14 protein-coding genes are annotated in these 12,823 nt (G+C 70.4%); 10 read left to right on the forward strand and 4 right to left on the reverse strand.

Annotated elements, in window-relative coordinates; translation table 11 throughout:
- Window positions 1-8: 8 nt before the first annotated feature.
- From ACFOWZ_RS38465 to ACFOWZ_RS38495, 7 genes are all read left to right on the forward strand, one after another.
- Window positions 9-344, forward strand: coding sequence for a sunset domain-containing protein (locus ACFOWZ_RS38465; protein WP_382378883.1), 336 nt, complete (start codon window positions 9-11; stop codon window positions 342-344).
- 54 nt (window positions 345-398) lie between these two features.
- Entirely contained in the window at window positions 399-797 is a 399-nt protein-coding gene (locus tag ACFOWZ_RS38470; protein ID WP_030467157.1) for a TOBE domain-containing protein, read from the forward strand.
- 2 nt (window positions 798-799) lie between these two features.
- A complete protein-coding gene (gene modA, locus ACFOWZ_RS38475) occupies window positions 800-1,549 on the forward strand; it encodes a molybdate ABC transporter substrate-binding protein (RefSeq protein ID WP_382378884.1) in 750 nt (249 codons plus the stop codon).
- Between the two features lie 11 nt (window positions 1,550-1,560).
- A complete protein-coding gene (gene modB / locus ACFOWZ_RS38480) occupies window positions 1,561-2,343 on the forward strand; it encodes a molybdate ABC transporter permease subunit (RefSeq protein ID WP_382378885.1) in 783 nt (260 codons plus the stop codon).
- Window positions 2,340-3,386, forward strand: a complete 1,047-nt coding sequence (locus ACFOWZ_RS38485) for an ABC transporter ATP-binding protein (RefSeq protein ID WP_382378886.1) — start codon at window positions 2,340-2,342, stop codon at window positions 3,384-3,386. The genes modB and ACFOWZ_RS38485 overlap by 4 nt, the downstream gene beginning before the upstream one ends.
- Before the next feature lie 139 nt (window positions 3,387-3,525).
- Window positions 3,526-5,178 carry a choice-of-anchor B family protein gene (locus tag ACFOWZ_RS38490; RefSeq protein WP_382378887.1) on the forward strand — a complete coding sequence of 551 codons (1,653 nt, stop codon included), beginning with the start codon at window positions 3,526-3,528 and terminating at the stop codon, window positions 5,176-5,178.
- 52 nt (window positions 5,179-5,230) lie between these two features.
- Window positions 5,231-6,094, forward strand: a complete 864-nt coding sequence (locus ACFOWZ_RS38495) for a hypothetical protein (protein ID WP_382378888.1) — start codon at window positions 5,231-5,233, stop codon at window positions 6,092-6,094.
- Here the strand turns inward: ACFOWZ_RS38495 and ACFOWZ_RS38500 are convergent.
- Window positions 6,075-6,572, reverse strand: a complete 498-nt coding sequence (locus ACFOWZ_RS38500) for a methyltransferase family protein (protein ID WP_382378889.1) — start codon at window positions 6,570-6,572, stop codon at window positions 6,075-6,077. The two genes, ACFOWZ_RS38495 and ACFOWZ_RS38500, sit on opposite strands and share 20 nt — an antisense overlap.
- Window positions 6,573-6,690: 118 nt before the next feature.
- Between ACFOWZ_RS38500 and ACFOWZ_RS38505 the strand changes: the two genes are divergently transcribed.
- Window positions 6,691-7,125 (forward strand): SRPBCC family protein, encoded by a 435-nt coding sequence (locus ACFOWZ_RS38505; RefSeq protein ID WP_382378890.1) that lies wholly within the window; start codon window positions 6,691-6,693, stop codon window positions 7,123-7,125.
- A 3-nt stretch (window positions 7,126-7,128) separates the two neighbouring features.
- Here the strand turns inward: ACFOWZ_RS38505 and ACFOWZ_RS38510 are convergent, their stop codons facing one another.
- Window positions 7,129-7,869: an ANTAR domain-containing protein gene (locus ACFOWZ_RS38510; protein WP_382378891.1), complete on the reverse strand. Its 741-nt coding sequence runs from the start codon at window positions 7,867-7,869 to the stop codon at window positions 7,129-7,131.
- Window positions 7,870-8,065: 196 nt separating this feature from the next.
- Window positions 8,066-8,272, reverse strand: a complete 207-nt coding sequence (locus tag ACFOWZ_RS38515; protein ID WP_382378892.1) for a hypothetical protein — start codon at window positions 8,270-8,272, stop codon at window positions 8,066-8,068.
- A gap of 51 nt (window positions 8,273-8,323) precedes the next feature.
- Between ACFOWZ_RS38515 and ACFOWZ_RS38520 the strand changes: the two genes are divergently transcribed.
- Window positions 8,324-9,025 (forward strand): TetR/AcrR family transcriptional regulator, encoded by a 702-nt coding sequence (locus ACFOWZ_RS38520; RefSeq protein ID WP_382378893.1) that lies wholly within the window; start codon window positions 8,324-8,326, stop codon window positions 9,023-9,025.
- On the opposite strand, the gene ACFOWZ_RS38525 is transcribed toward ACFOWZ_RS38520, so the two are convergent.
- Window positions 9,015-9,869, reverse strand: a complete 855-nt coding sequence (locus ACFOWZ_RS38525) for an alpha/beta fold hydrolase (RefSeq protein WP_382378894.1) — start codon at window positions 9,867-9,869, stop codon at window positions 9,015-9,017. The genes ACFOWZ_RS38520 and ACFOWZ_RS38525 overlap by 11 nt on opposite strands.
- A 53-nt stretch (window positions 9,870-9,922) precedes the next feature.
- On the opposite strand from ACFOWZ_RS38525, the gene ACFOWZ_RS38530 reads away from it, so the two are divergent.
- Window positions 9,923-12,781 carry a BTAD domain-containing putative transcriptional regulator gene (locus ACFOWZ_RS38530; protein WP_382378895.1) on the forward strand — a complete coding sequence of 953 codons (2,859 nt, stop codon included), beginning with the start codon at window positions 9,923-9,925 and terminating at the stop codon, window positions 12,779-12,781.
- Window positions 12,782-12,823 lie beyond the last annotated feature (42 nt).

Raw genomic sequence — 12,823 nt, forward strand, 5'->3', positions numbered from 1 at the left:
GAGTTCTTGTGTTCTGGTTGTTCTGGCAGATGTTCGTGCTGTGCGCGGTGGCGTTCGGCGCAGGCTCGCTGGTGACGTGGCTGTCGGTGCGAGGCCGTGCGCAGACGGAGCCGCCGAAGCCGCGGCTGGCCCTGCCCGCGCCCCGGCGTGCGGCCGAGGACCCGGTGGTGGTCGAGCCGGTGAAGTCCTCGTCCATCAAGGGGAATTCCAAGACGCTCGTGTACCACACGCCCGATTCGCCTTACTACAAGCGGACGAAGGGCGACCTGATGTTCGCGTCCGAGGCGGAGGCGATCGCGGCCGGCTACCGGATGTGGACGACGAAGGCGCGCGTGAAGGCCTAAGAAGCGGTTCCAAGTCGCCCTTGCATCCGCAGAATCGGAACATATGATGTGCGCGTGCCGAATCTGCGGATCAGTGAGGCCGCTGCCCTTCTGGGGGTCAGCGATGACACCGTGCGGCGGTGGATCGACCAGGGGCGCCTGCACGCCACCGTGTCGGAGAACGGGCGCAAGGCCGTCGACGGCAAGGAGCTCGCGGCGTTCGTCCAGCACCTCTCCGAGAGCAACGAACCCGGGGTGACCGTCGCCGCGTCGGCGCGCAACCGGATGCGGGGCATCGTCACGCGCGTGCTCAAGGACGGGGTGATGGCGCAGGTCGAGATGCAGGCCGGTCCGTTCCGCGTCGTGTCGCTGATGAGCAGGGAGGCGGCGGACGAGCTGGGGCTCGAGGTCGGCAGCGTCGCGGTCGCGTCCATCAAGTCCACGCACGTCGTCGTCGAGATCCCGGAGGCCTGATCGTGCGCCGGGTTCTCGTGCTGGCCCTCCTGCTCGCCGGATGCGGCTCACCGGCGGCTCCGGAGTCGGGAAAGGTCACCGGTGACGTCACGGTGTTCGCCGCCGCGTCGCTGACGGAGACGTTCACCCAGCTGGGCAAGGACTTCGGGGCCGCGAACGCCGGCACGAAGGTCAAGTTCAACTTCGGCGGCAGCTCGGCGCTCGCGCAGCAGCTCAACCAGGGCGCGCCCGCCGACGTGTTCGCCAGTGCGGCGCCGGCGAACATGAAGCAGGTCACCGACACCAAGACGATCACGGACGCACCCAGGACGTTCGCCAGGAACGAGCTCGCGATCGTCGTGCCGAAGGGCAACCCTGGCAAGATCACGACGTTGGCGGACTTCGCGGACGCCGGCAAGAAGATCGCCCTCTGTGCGGAGCAGGTGCCGTGCGGGGCGGCGGCGAGGAAGGTCTTCGAGATCGCGAAGGTCACGCCCGCGCCGGACACGCTGGAGCAGGACGTCAAGGCGGTGCTCACCAAGGTCTCGCTCGGCGAGGTCGACGGCGCGCTGGTCTATCGCACGGACGTCAAGTCCGCAGGTGACAAGGTCGAGGGCATCACGTTCACCGAGGCGAGCCAGGCGGTGAACGACTACCCGATCGCGCCGCTCGCCAAGGCTCCCAACGCGGCCGCGGCCAAGGCGTTCGTCGAGTTCGTGTTGTCGGACAAGGGACGCGCGGTGCTCGGCGCGGCCGGTTTCGGCAGCCCGTGACACGGCGTCAGGTGCGAGGGCGGCTGCCCCTCGTCCTCGTCCTGCCCGCGGTGCTCGGGCTGGCGTTCCTGCTCGTCCCGCTGGCAGGACTGCTCGTCAGGACGCCGTGGACGTCGCTGCCGACGTTGCTGAGCGCGGAAGTCGGTGAGGCGCTGCGGCTTTCGCTCGTCTGCGCCTCCCTCGCCACGATCTGCTGCCTCGCGCTCGGCATCCCGTTGGCGTGGCTGCTCGCGCGCAGTGGTTTGCCCGGACGCGGGTTCTGGCGCGCGTTGGTGACGGTTCCGCTCGTGCTGCCACCGGTCGTCGGTGGTGTGGCGTTGTTGTTGGTGCTCGGCCGCAAGGGTCTGGTCGGGCAGTACCTGGACGCGTGGTTCGGGATCTCGCTGCCGTTCACCACGGCTGGTGTGGTGGTGGCCGAGGCGTTCGTGGCGATGCCGTTCCTGGTGATCTCCGTGGAAGGCGCGCTGCGGGCGGCCGATCCGCGGTACGAGGAGGCGGCGGCGACGCTCGGCGCGTCGCGGTGGCTGACGTTCCGGCGCGTGACGCTGCCGTCGGTGCTGCCCGGCGTGGTGGCGGGCGCGGTGCTGTGCTGGGCTCGGGCGCTGGGGGAGTTCGGCGCGACGATCACGTTCGCCGGCAACTTCCCCGGCGAGACCACGACCATGCCGCTCGCGGTCTACCTCGCGCTGGAGTCCGACCCGGACGCGGCGATCGTGCTGAGCGTCGTGCTGCTGCTGGTGTCCGTCGGTGTGCTGGCCGGTCTGCGCGACCGGTGGATCAGCGGGCCCTCATGACGCTCACCGCCCAACTGCGCGTGACGCGCGGAACGTTCGACCTCGACCTCGGGCTCACCATCGGGCCCGGCGAGGTGGTCGCGCTGCTCGGTCCCAACGGTGCGGGCAAGTCCACGGCGTTGCGCGCGCTCGCGGGCCTGCTGCCGTTGACGAACGGCAGGATCGCGCTCGCGGAGTCCACTTGGGACGGACCGGACGCGTTCGTGCCGGCAGAAGAACGCCCGATCGGCGTGGTCTTCCAGGACTACCTGCTGTTCGCGCACATGAGCGCGCTGGAGAACGTCGCGTTCGGGCTGCGCGCCCGCGGCACCCACAAGGCCGAGGCCCGCACGATCGCGCGGGAGTGGCTCGGCCGCGTCGGTCTCGACGGTCACGCCCACGTGAAGCCGCGCTCGTTGTCCGGCGGGCAGGCGCAACGGGTCGCGCTCGCCCGGGCCCTCGCCACCGGGCCGAGCCTCCTGCTGCTCGACGAACCGCTGGCCGCGCTGGACGCCGCCACCCGCCTGCAGGTGCGCGCCGAGCTCGGCCGCCACCTCGCCGACTACGCCGGTCACACGCTCCTCGTCACCCACGATCCGCTGGACGCGATGGTGCTGGCCGACCGCCTGGTCATCCTGGAGAACGGCCGCGCCGTGCAGGAAGGTCCACCCGCCGAGGTCGCCCGCCGGCCGCGCACCGACTACGTGGCGCAGCTCGTGGGACTGAACTTCTACCGCGGCACCGCGACCGGCACGACGGTTGAACTCGACGGCGGCGGACGTCTCACCATCGCCGAGCCGGCCAGGGGCGCGGTGCACATCGCGTTCCCTCCCAACGCCGTCAGCCTCTACTCGGCCCAGCCGTCGGGAAGCCCGCGCAACGTCTGGCCGGTGACGGTCGCGGGCATCGAGCAGCACGCGCACACCACCCGCGTGCGGCTCGACGGTGCTCCGGCTGTGCTCGCGGACGTCACCACGGCGACGGTCGCCGACCTGCGCCTGAGGCCGGGCGACCGGCTGTGGGCGGCGGTGAAGGCGACCGAGACGCACACGTATCCGGTCTGAGCTGTGGAAGTTCTCCCCGAAGATCAGACGATCGGGGGTTCATGCCCGCCGCAGTGAGCTTCTACCTTCGGGGCTGATCGGAAACCCTGCACCCGTCCGCGTCCTGAGCGGCCGGGATTTCCGTGAGGAGCCCAACTTCATGAAGACCTTGCGCCTGGGGGCGCTCGCGGTGCTGACGGCATCGGCGATCGCCCTCACGATGTCGGGTGCGTCCGCGCACGACCCCGACACCCCCGAAGGACAGGCGGCGGCCAGAACGTTCATGGCCGATTTCCAGCCCGCCGAGCGGCACGCCGTCACGAACACCGCGGCCGGTGTGCCGTGCGTCGACGGCAAGGCCGACATCTACCCCTGCAAGAACGTGGACCTGCTCAGCGTCCTGCCGCTGAACCAGATGGGCGGCGGCAACGGCAACGACATCTGGGGCTGGACCGACCCGTCCTCCGGCAAGGAGTACGCGATCGTCGGCCGCACCAACGGCACCGCGTTCGTCGACGTCAGCACGCCGACCGCGCCGAAGTTCCTGGGCAACCTGCCGTCCAACGGAGGCAGCAGCTCGTGGCGCGACATGAAGGTGTACAAGGACCACGCGTTCATCGTCGCGGACTTCATCAGCGGCCACGGGATGCAGGTGTTCGACCTGACCCGCCTGCGGACGATCACCTCGCCGCAGACGTTCACCGCCGACACCGTCTACAAGGACTTCGGCCCGGCGCACAACATCGCCATCAACGAGGAGACCGGGTACGCGTACGCGATCGGCTCCAACACGTGCAGCGGCGGCCCGCACATGGTCGACATCCGCACGCCGAAGTCGCCCAAGAACGCGGGCTGCGTGTCGCAGGACGGGTACACCCACGACAACCAGTGCGTGATCTACCGCGGGCCGGACGCGACTTACCGCGGCCGGGAGATCTGCTTCAACTCCAACGAGGACACGCTGACGATCGTCGACGTCACCGACAAGACGAAGCCGGTCCAGCTCTCGCGCAAGGCCTACTCGGGCGCGCAGTACTCGCACCAGGGCTGGCTGACCGAGGACCAGCGGTACTTCCTGCTCGACGACGAGCTGGACGAGTCGCGCGGCACCGACAAGCGCACCAAGACCTACATCTGGGACCTGGCGAGCCTCGCGAACCCGGTGCACACCGGCGTCTACAACTCGCCCGCGACGGCGATCGACCACAACCAGTACATCAAGGGCAAGTACTCCTACCAGGCCAACTACCAGGCGGGCCTGCGGATCCTCGACGTCAGCGGGGTCGCGTCGGCGCAGCTGACCGAGGCCGGGTACTTCGACATCTACCCGGCGGCCAACGAGGCGAAGTTCAACGGGGCGTGGAGCAACTACCCGTACTTCGCCAGCGGCATCGTGCTGGTCAACGGCATCGAGCAGGGCCTCGTCGTCGTCAAGCCGAACCTCGGCACCGTCGAACCGCCGCCCCCCGGCGGGAAGTTCGAGAACACGACCGACGTGCAGATCCCCGACGCGGGTGCCGCGGTGACGTCGTCGGTGACCGTCTCCGGTGTGCCCGGCAAGGCGCCGGGTGCGCTGCAGGTCAACGTCGACATCAAGCACCCGTACCGCGGGGACGTGGTGGTCGACCTGGTCGCCCCGGACGGCACGTCGTTCCGGCTCAAGGGTTCCAGCAACGACTCGGGCGACAACGTGATCACGACCTACGAGGTCAACGCCTCCGCGGAGGACGCCGCGGGCACCTGGCAGCTCAAGGTGCAGGACGTCGCCAGGGCCGACGTCGGCTACGTCGACGCGTGGAGCCTTCAGTTCTGAGATGAGGCCGTGCGCGGGTTCTCCGGAGCCCGCGCACCGCCTGGGAGTGGTCATGCGCAGACTGAGCTTGGTCGACTGGATCTTCGCCCTGGTCGCGGTCGTCGTCGTGGTGTCGGGCGCCGTGGTGGTGTTCGGCCGCAGCGCTCCGCCGATGCAGCACCAGAACACGGGCCCGGTGACGCCCGCCGCGCACAGCGACGGCCTGTCGGAGGCCGAGTCCGGCTACCGGTTCGAGCGGGTGGTGATGCCGGAGCGCCGCGGCACCGGCGTGCCCGTCGCGTTCCGGATCCTCGGCGGTGACGGCAAACCGGTCACGCGGTTCCTGGACGACCAGACCAAGCAGATGCACTTCTTCGCCGTGCGGGACGACATGCACATCTTCCGGCACGAGCACCCGGTGCTCGAAGGCGACACCTGGCACGTGACGCTGGACCTGCCCGACGGCGGCGCCTACCGGATGTTCGCGGAGTTCGTCCCGCTGGACTCCAAGGACGCGCGGCACCCGGTCGTGCTGGGCGTGCCGTTCAGCCTGCCCGGCGACACGGACCTCGTGCCGGTGCCGGAAGCGTCGGCGTCCGGGATCACCGAGAGCGGCTTCGTCGTGGAACGCGCCGACGACGCCCCGCTTTCTCCTCTGCGGCAACAAACTCTGCGGTTCCGCCTCCGGCACCCCGGCGGCGAGCAGGTGTCCTCGGTGGAGCCCCACCTGGGCGCCAACGGGCACCTGACCGGCTTCCACACGATGCTGCTGTCGGCCACCCACATGCACCCGGTGGAGCCCGCCGGCATGCCGTTGATCAACGGTGAGCTGACCTTCCAGGCCGTGATCCCCGAACGTGGCGAGTACCGGCTGTTCCTGGAGTTCGCGCTCGGGGGCGAGGTGCACACGGCGGCGCTCACGGTGCTGGTGGCCTAGGCCGCAACCTCGGCACCCAGCCGGGCACCGCGGCCCGGTACGTGTCGTACTGCTCCCCGAACTGACGGCGCAGCGCGGGTTCCTCGTGCCAGTGCACCATCGCCGCGAACGCCGCGCACACCACGGCCGCGTAGGCGAAGAGGATCAGCTGCCCGAGCACCAGCGCCTGCCCGATGATCAGCGACAGCACGGCGACGTACATCGGGTTGCGCACGTAGCGGTAGAACCCGCCGACGACGAGGCGGTCCGGTGGCGCGACCGGTGCGGGCGTGCCGAACCCCTCCGCCACGAACCGGGCGAACGAGGCGACCAGCACCGCCAGCGCCGCCACCAGGAGCACGACACCGACCCAGCGCAGCGGCAGCCAGAAGGGCAGCGACCTCCACCGGGTCAGCAGCCACGGGAACAGGCCGGCGACGCAGCCGGGAGCCAGCACGAAGAACGCAGCGGAACCCAGCGCAGCCTGTCGCCTCTCCATGGCGCACACCCTGACTCACGACAGTCCACTGTGGGTAGCTCCACGCACCTCTTTCGGGCCGTTGTTCACCTGGTCGGCCCAGGCGTAGCGTGAGATTCCCGCCGTACGGAGGTGCGAGATGGCCGTCGACGTCCGCCCCGAGGTGCTCGTGCACCGGCCGCGCGCCGAAGTCGCCGCGTTCATGTTCGACCCGGCCCACGATCTCGAGTGGACCGGCGGCATCACGTCCAGCCGTCCCGCCCAGCCCGGCACGCTCACCACGGGCGCTACCGTCGAGCGCACCGCGCGGTTCCTCGGCAGGGAGTTCGTCTACGGCTACGTCGTCACCGAGCACGAGCCGGACCGCCTGGTGGAGATGAAGGTCGACCGGCCGTTCCCGATGACCGTCCGCTACGAACTCGGCGACACGACGGACGGCACGAGCGTGGCGATCAGGGCGAGCGGGTCGCCCGGCCGGTTCTTCGGGTGGGCGACGCCGTTGATGGCCCGTCAGGTGCGCAAGAGCATCAACGCCGACCTCGAACGTCTCCGGCAGTGCCTCGAACGTTCCTGAGCGTCACCGCTGGGCGATGCTGTCGAGCAGGTCCTTGGCGACGTCGCGAAGCTTGACGTTGTCGCGCTGGGACCGTTGCACGAGCATCGTGAACGCTTCTTCGGCGGTGCAGCCGTGCACGGCCATGAGAGCGCCCTTGGCCTGCTCGATCACGGCGCGGGAGACCAGTGCGGTCTCGAGTTGCTTGCTGTGTTCGCGGGACCTCTGCCACTGGTGGGCGTTGGCGATCGCCGCGCTGGCGGCGGTGGTGAACAACCGCATCAGGCCCTCGTCGAACGGGTCGAAGGCGGTCGCCGTGTAGCTGTAGATGTTGAGCGATCCCACGTGTCTGGCGTCGGTTCTGTCCGACGCGGGGAGCACCACCGGCACCGACAGGTAGGCGCGCACGCCGTGTTCTTCCGCGCTGGCCTCGAACTCCGGCCAGTTGTCCCTGTTCTCACCCACCACCGCGCGCACGGCCGCGAGCGTGCGGGCTGCCTCGAGGCACGGTCCCCGGTTGGCGCCGTACTGCTTCTCGTCGATCTCGACGAGCGAGCGGTCGCTGGCGGCGGCGGTGCGGGGCTCCTGCGGGTTCACGGTGATCGTGACCGCGTCGGCGTCCGCGGTCGCCATCACCGCGGTCTCCGCGAGGCGTTGCAAGACCTGGTCGAGAGGCTCCTCGGAGGAGAAGCCGTCACGCAGCTGAGCCAGGGCCGTGGTCGCCTCGTCGAGGCGCTCGACCGCATCCGTCCGGCCGTCGTCCATGTCGCGTCACCCTTTCGCCGAAGCACGAAGTTCGGCGCTGGTGTTTCAACGCTCGCACGGCGAATGGTACTGCCACAAAGGGGAGAACAACCGAACCGGCGCGGGTGCTGGAGTGCTCAACGGGCCCGCGCCGGTTCTGGCCGGCCACCGAGGTGGCCTCCCGCACAAACGCGCGCGCGTGCACGGTAGTGGTTCTTTACCCCGATACAGCCGATCTCAGTCTCCCGTCGAGCAGGCTCGCTTTCCTGACGTGGAGGAGGGCCCATCCGACGAGAGCGGCCGACATCGCCGTCAGCAGCAGGCCTCCGACGGTGATCGCGTTCTCGAACTGCGCGGTCTGCAGGCCGCTCCAGCCCTGCTGAGCGATGCCTCCGGAGAACATCACGGTGAGAACGGTTGACACGAACAGTGTTCTATGCACGAACACTGTTCGTGCAACTGTAGGGTGCGGGGCATGAAGCGGAAACCGTCGTCCCGTGCGGAGTGGGCGACCCAGATCGCGGCGCTGGAGCAGCAGGACGAGCCACCAGCGCGCAAGGAACCGATCACGGTCGGCCGCATCGTCACCACGGCGTTGCGGCTGGTCGAGACCGAGGGGTTCGACGCGCTGACGATGAGGCGGGTCGCCGCCGCGCTGGAGACCGGCCCGGCCTCGCTCTACGCGCACGTCCGCAACAAGGCGGAGCTCGACGACCTGCTCATCGGCACGTTGAGCAGGAACGTGTCACTGCCCGCGCCCGACCCCGCGCGGTGGCGCGCGCAGATGATCGGCGTGTGCGGACAGCTGTGCGATGAGTTCCTCCGGTATCCCGGGATCGCCCGCGCGGCGCTGTCCGCACCACCTGCCAACCTCGACACGCTGCGGATCACCGAGGGGATGCTCGCGATCCTGCTGGCCGGCGGCGTGCCACCGCGATCAGCGGCGTGGGCGATCGACGCCGCGCTGCTGTACGTCAGCGCCTACACCTACGAGGCGGCGTTGCGCGGCCACCCGGAGCCCGCCGCGGACCGGGCCGAGATGCTCACCCGGCTGCGGATGCTCCCGGTGAGCCGCTTCCCGCACACGGTCGCGCACGTGGACGAGCTGAACTCGGGCGTCGGCCACGAGCGGTTCGAGTTCGCCCTCGGGTTGCTGCTGGACGGGCTCAGCGCCTGAGCAGGTCGCGCAGGGCTGCGGTCACCACATCCGGTGCCTCCTCGGCCATGAAGTGTCCACACGAGACGGTGCGGTGGTCCAGGTCGGGTGCCCACGCCCGCCACAGCGCCTCGGCATCGAACCCGAGCGCCGCGCCCCAGTCCTGCTGCAGGACCGTCACCGGCATCTTCAACCGGTTGCCCGCCTCGCGGTCCGCGGTGTCGTGCTCGACGTCGATCGTCGCCGACGCGCGGTAGTCCGCGACGATCGACGTGACGGCCTCACGGCTCGCCCGCAGGTACTCCTCGCGCACGTCGGCGGGGAAGGGCTCGGTGGCCCAGACGTCGAGGAAGTGGCCGAAGAACGCGTCCGGCCGGGCGCCGATCAGCTCTTCCGCCAGGCCGGGGGGCTGCGCCATCAGGAAGAGGTGGAACCCGACGGCGGCGGTGGTTCCGCGCATGACGTCCCACATGTCGAGGGTGGGCAGCACGTCGAGCGACGCGAGGTGCGTGACGTGCTCGGGGTGGTCGAGGCCGGTGCGGAAGGCGACGAGTGCGCCCCTGTCGTGGCCGGCCAGGGCGAATCGATCGTGGCCAAGTGCTCGTGCGAGGGTCACGACGTCGTCGGCCATGGTGCGCTTGGCGTAGGTGGAGCCGGTGTCGGCCGGTTTGTCGCTGTCGCCGTATCCGCGCAGGTCAGGCATGATCACGGTGTGGTCGGCGGCCAGGTCGGCGGCGACGTGCCGCCACATGAGGTGGGTCTGCGGGAAGCCGTGCAGGAGCACGACCGGGCTGCCCTCGCCGGTGGTGGCGACGTTGAGTTCGACGCCGCCGGAGACCTGTACGCGTTGGTGGTGGAAGTTCACGTCGGCACTGTGCGCGCGCCCGATCAGCAACTGGTCAGCGTTAGGGTCAGCGGGTGGTGACGTTCGGGGTGCTCGGCCCGCTGACCGCGGGATCCGCCCGCCTCGGCGGCCCCCGGCACCGTGCCGTGCTGGCCAGGCTGCTGGTCGCGCGGCGCCGGGTCGTTCCCGTTCGCACGCTCGTCGCCGACCTCTGGGAGGATCCGCCGGACGGTGCGGTCGGCGCCGTCCAGACGTTCGTCGGGGCGTTGCGCAAGGCGCTCGAACCCGATCGTCCAGCCCGGACTCCGCCGACGCTGCTGGTCACGTCGGGCGCGGGGTACGCGTTGCTGGCCGAGGACGTCGACGCGTGGCGGTTCGAGGAGATGCTCGGCGGCGATCTGTCCGTGTTGGACAGTGCCCTGGCGTTGTGGCGCGGCCCGGCCTACGCCGAGTTCGCCGACGAGCACTGGGCGCGGGCGGAGATCGACCGGCTGGAGGAGCTGCGGCTGGTGGCGGTCGAGCGCCGCGCCGAGGCCGCGCTCGCGGTGGGCCGTGCCGCCGAGGTCGTCGCGGACCTGCGCGCTCACCTCGCCGGGCACCCGTGGCGGGAGAAGGCGTGGAGCCTGCTGGCGCTGGCGCTCTACCGCGAGGGACGTCAGGGCGACGCGCTGGAGGCGGTGCGCGCGGCACGACACGCGCTGGCCGAGAACTTGGGTGTCGATCCGGGCGCGCAGCTGCGGGCGCTGGAGTCGGACATCCTGGCCCAGTCGCCGCGGCTGGACTCCCCGTTCCGCTCGACCTTGGTGGGACGGACCGGGGAGCTCGCGGCGCTGGAGGCCGCCGTGCCGTCGGCCGGGCTGTCGATCGCGCTGGTCACCGGTGAGGCGGGCGTGGGCAAGACGGCGCTGGCCGAGGCGTTCAGCGGTGTGCTCGCCGGTCGCGGCTGGACGACGGTCTGGGCGCGGTGCCCTGAGGACGCGCCGGTGGCCTGGCCGTGGCAGCAGGTCGTGGAAGCGTTGGGGGAGAAGCTCGTCCCGGGTGATCGTTTTTTGGCCAGGCGCTCGATCGTGTCCACTGTGGAGTCTTCAGCGCCGGTGCTGGTCGTGCTGGACGACCTGCACCAGGCCGACGACGAGACGCTCGCGGTGCTGGCCGCGTTCACCGCTGCCGCCCTCTCCGGCCGGGTGATGATCGTGGCCACCACACGTGCCGCCGTGCCGTCGGAAGCGCTGGCCCGCGCCGAACCGGCACGCGTGGATCTCGGCGGTCTGGGTGAGGAGTCGGTCGCCGCACTCGTGCGGTCGATCACCGGTGCTTCCGTGCCGGACGTGCGGGTGATCCACGAGCGCAGCGGCGGAAACCCTTTCTACGTCAAGGAACTGGCGCGGTTGTTCGCATCGGGTGGCGACCTCGGTGCGGTGCCGGCGGGAGTGCGGGACGTGATCCGGCACCGGCTCGCCGCCTTGCCCGCTGAGGTGCGGACGGTGCTGCACCAGGCGTCCGTGCTCGGGCGGGACGTCTCGGTGGACCTGCTGACCGCGCTGGCGGGCGGTGACGTGCTCGACGCGCTGGAGGTCGCGCTCGACGCCGGTTTCGTCGTGGAGGAAGCGCCTGGGCGTGCGCGGTTCACCCACGTTCTGGTGCGGGACACGGTGTACGAGGAGGTGTCGCTGACGCGGCGGGCGCGCTGGCACGCGGTCGTTGCGGAGGCGCTGGAATCATCGCGTTCTGGAGACGTTGAGTTGCTGGCACACCACCATCTGCTGGCTCGTGCGCGTGGGGAGAAGGCTGTGCGGGCGTTCGCCGCGGCCGCTGGGTCGAGCCGGTCGCCCCGTGCGGCGGTCGGGTGGTGGCGGGCTGCGATCGAGGCCGCGGACGGCACGCGGCTCGACCTGTTGATCGGGCTCATGCGGGCGTTGGCCCTGAGCGGTGATCTGGAGGCGGCGCGCCAGTACCGTTCGGTCGCGTTGCGGGCCGCTGGTGACGCCGAGACGACCGCTCGCGTGATCGGTTCCTTTGACGTACCAGGGATCTGGACCACGAACGACGACCCGTCGCACTCGGAGGAGCTGGCCGCCGCCGCGCAACGCACGCTCGTCGCGTTCCCCGGCCCGACCGCCACCCGCGCCCGCCTGCTGGCGACGATCGCGATGGAGCGGCGCGGCACGGGTGATCACCTCGCGGAGGCCGTGGAAGCCGAGACCATCGCCCGCGATCTCGGCGACCCGGCGCTGCTCGCGTTCGCGCTCAACGCCCGCTTCATGCACACGTTCCACCGCCTCGGCCTCGCGCCGGAACGTGCCGCGATCGGCTGTGAGCTGGTCGAGCTGGCGGAGGGCCTGGTCACACACGAGGTCCTCGGTCACCTGATCCTGGTCCAGGCCAACGCCGCACTCGGCGCCTTCGAGGTCGCTGACCGGCACGCGGCCGCCGCTGACGAGCTCGCGCGACGTCACGACCTGCCGCTGGTCGGCGTGTTCACCGACTGGTACGCGGCGCTGAAACTCGCCGCCGCCGGACGTGTTGCCGACGCCGACCGCGCCTACCGCGCCGCCGCCGCCCGCGTGCGCGGAACCGGCATGTGGGGCATGGAACGCGGACTCCTGCCGTTGGCGCTGCTGAGTCTGCACGGCCCGTCCACAGTGGACCTTTCCGACGACTGGGGCCCTCATCTGGACTGGGTGCGTCCGCTGGTGCTGCCGCACGACGAGGCGTTGGCCGCCGCACGGGCGTTGCCGCCAGGGCCGGCGGACCTGCTGGGTGAGACGCGGGCGTGCCTGCTGGCGATGGCGGCCGTGCGGCTGGACGATCGCGAACTGCGTTCACGGGCTCGTGCGATGTTGTTGCCTGCCAAGGACGAACTGGCCGGCGCGGGCACCGGCCTGTTCACCTTCGGTCCTGTCGCGAGGTTTCTCGACGAGCTGGACCGCTAGAAGTTGTCGATGTGCGGGTTGTGACGAAGGACGTTCACGCTC

The sequence above is a fragment of the Lentzea rhizosphaerae genome (assembly GCF_042649515.1).
Lineage (GTDB): Bacteria > Actinomycetota > Actinomycetes > Mycobacteriales > Pseudonocardiaceae > Lentzea > Lentzea aerocolonigenes.

Bases quoted from the DNA above. Each gene is read 5' to 3' on its own strand.
- ACFOWZ_RS38485 (WP_382378886.1), top strand. From the start codon at position 2,340: ATGACGCTCACCGCCCAACTGCGCGTGACGCGCGGAACGTTCGACCTC.
- ACFOWZ_RS38490 (WP_382378887.1), top strand. From the start codon at position 3,526: ATGAAGACCTTGCGCCTGGGGGCGCTCGCGGTGCTGACGGCATCGGCG.
- ACFOWZ_RS38495 (WP_382378888.1), top strand. From the start codon at position 5,231: ATGCGCAGACTGAGCTTGGTCGACTGGATCTTCGCCCTGGTCGCGGTC.
- ACFOWZ_RS38500 (WP_382378889.1), bottom strand. From the start codon at position 6,572: ATGGAGAGGCGACAGGCTGCGCTGGGTTCCGCTGCGTTCTTCGTGCTG.
- ACFOWZ_RS38505 (WP_382378890.1), top strand. From the start codon at position 6,691: ATGGCCGTCGACGTCCGCCCCGAGGTGCTCGTGCACCGGCCGCGCGCC.
- ACFOWZ_RS38510 (WP_382378891.1), bottom strand. From the start codon at position 7,869: ATGGACGACGGCCGGACGGATGCGGTCGAGCGCCTCGACGAGGCGACC.
- ACFOWZ_RS38520 (WP_382378893.1), top strand. From the start codon at position 8,324: ATGAAGCGGAAACCGTCGTCCCGTGCGGAGTGGGCGACCCAGATCGCG.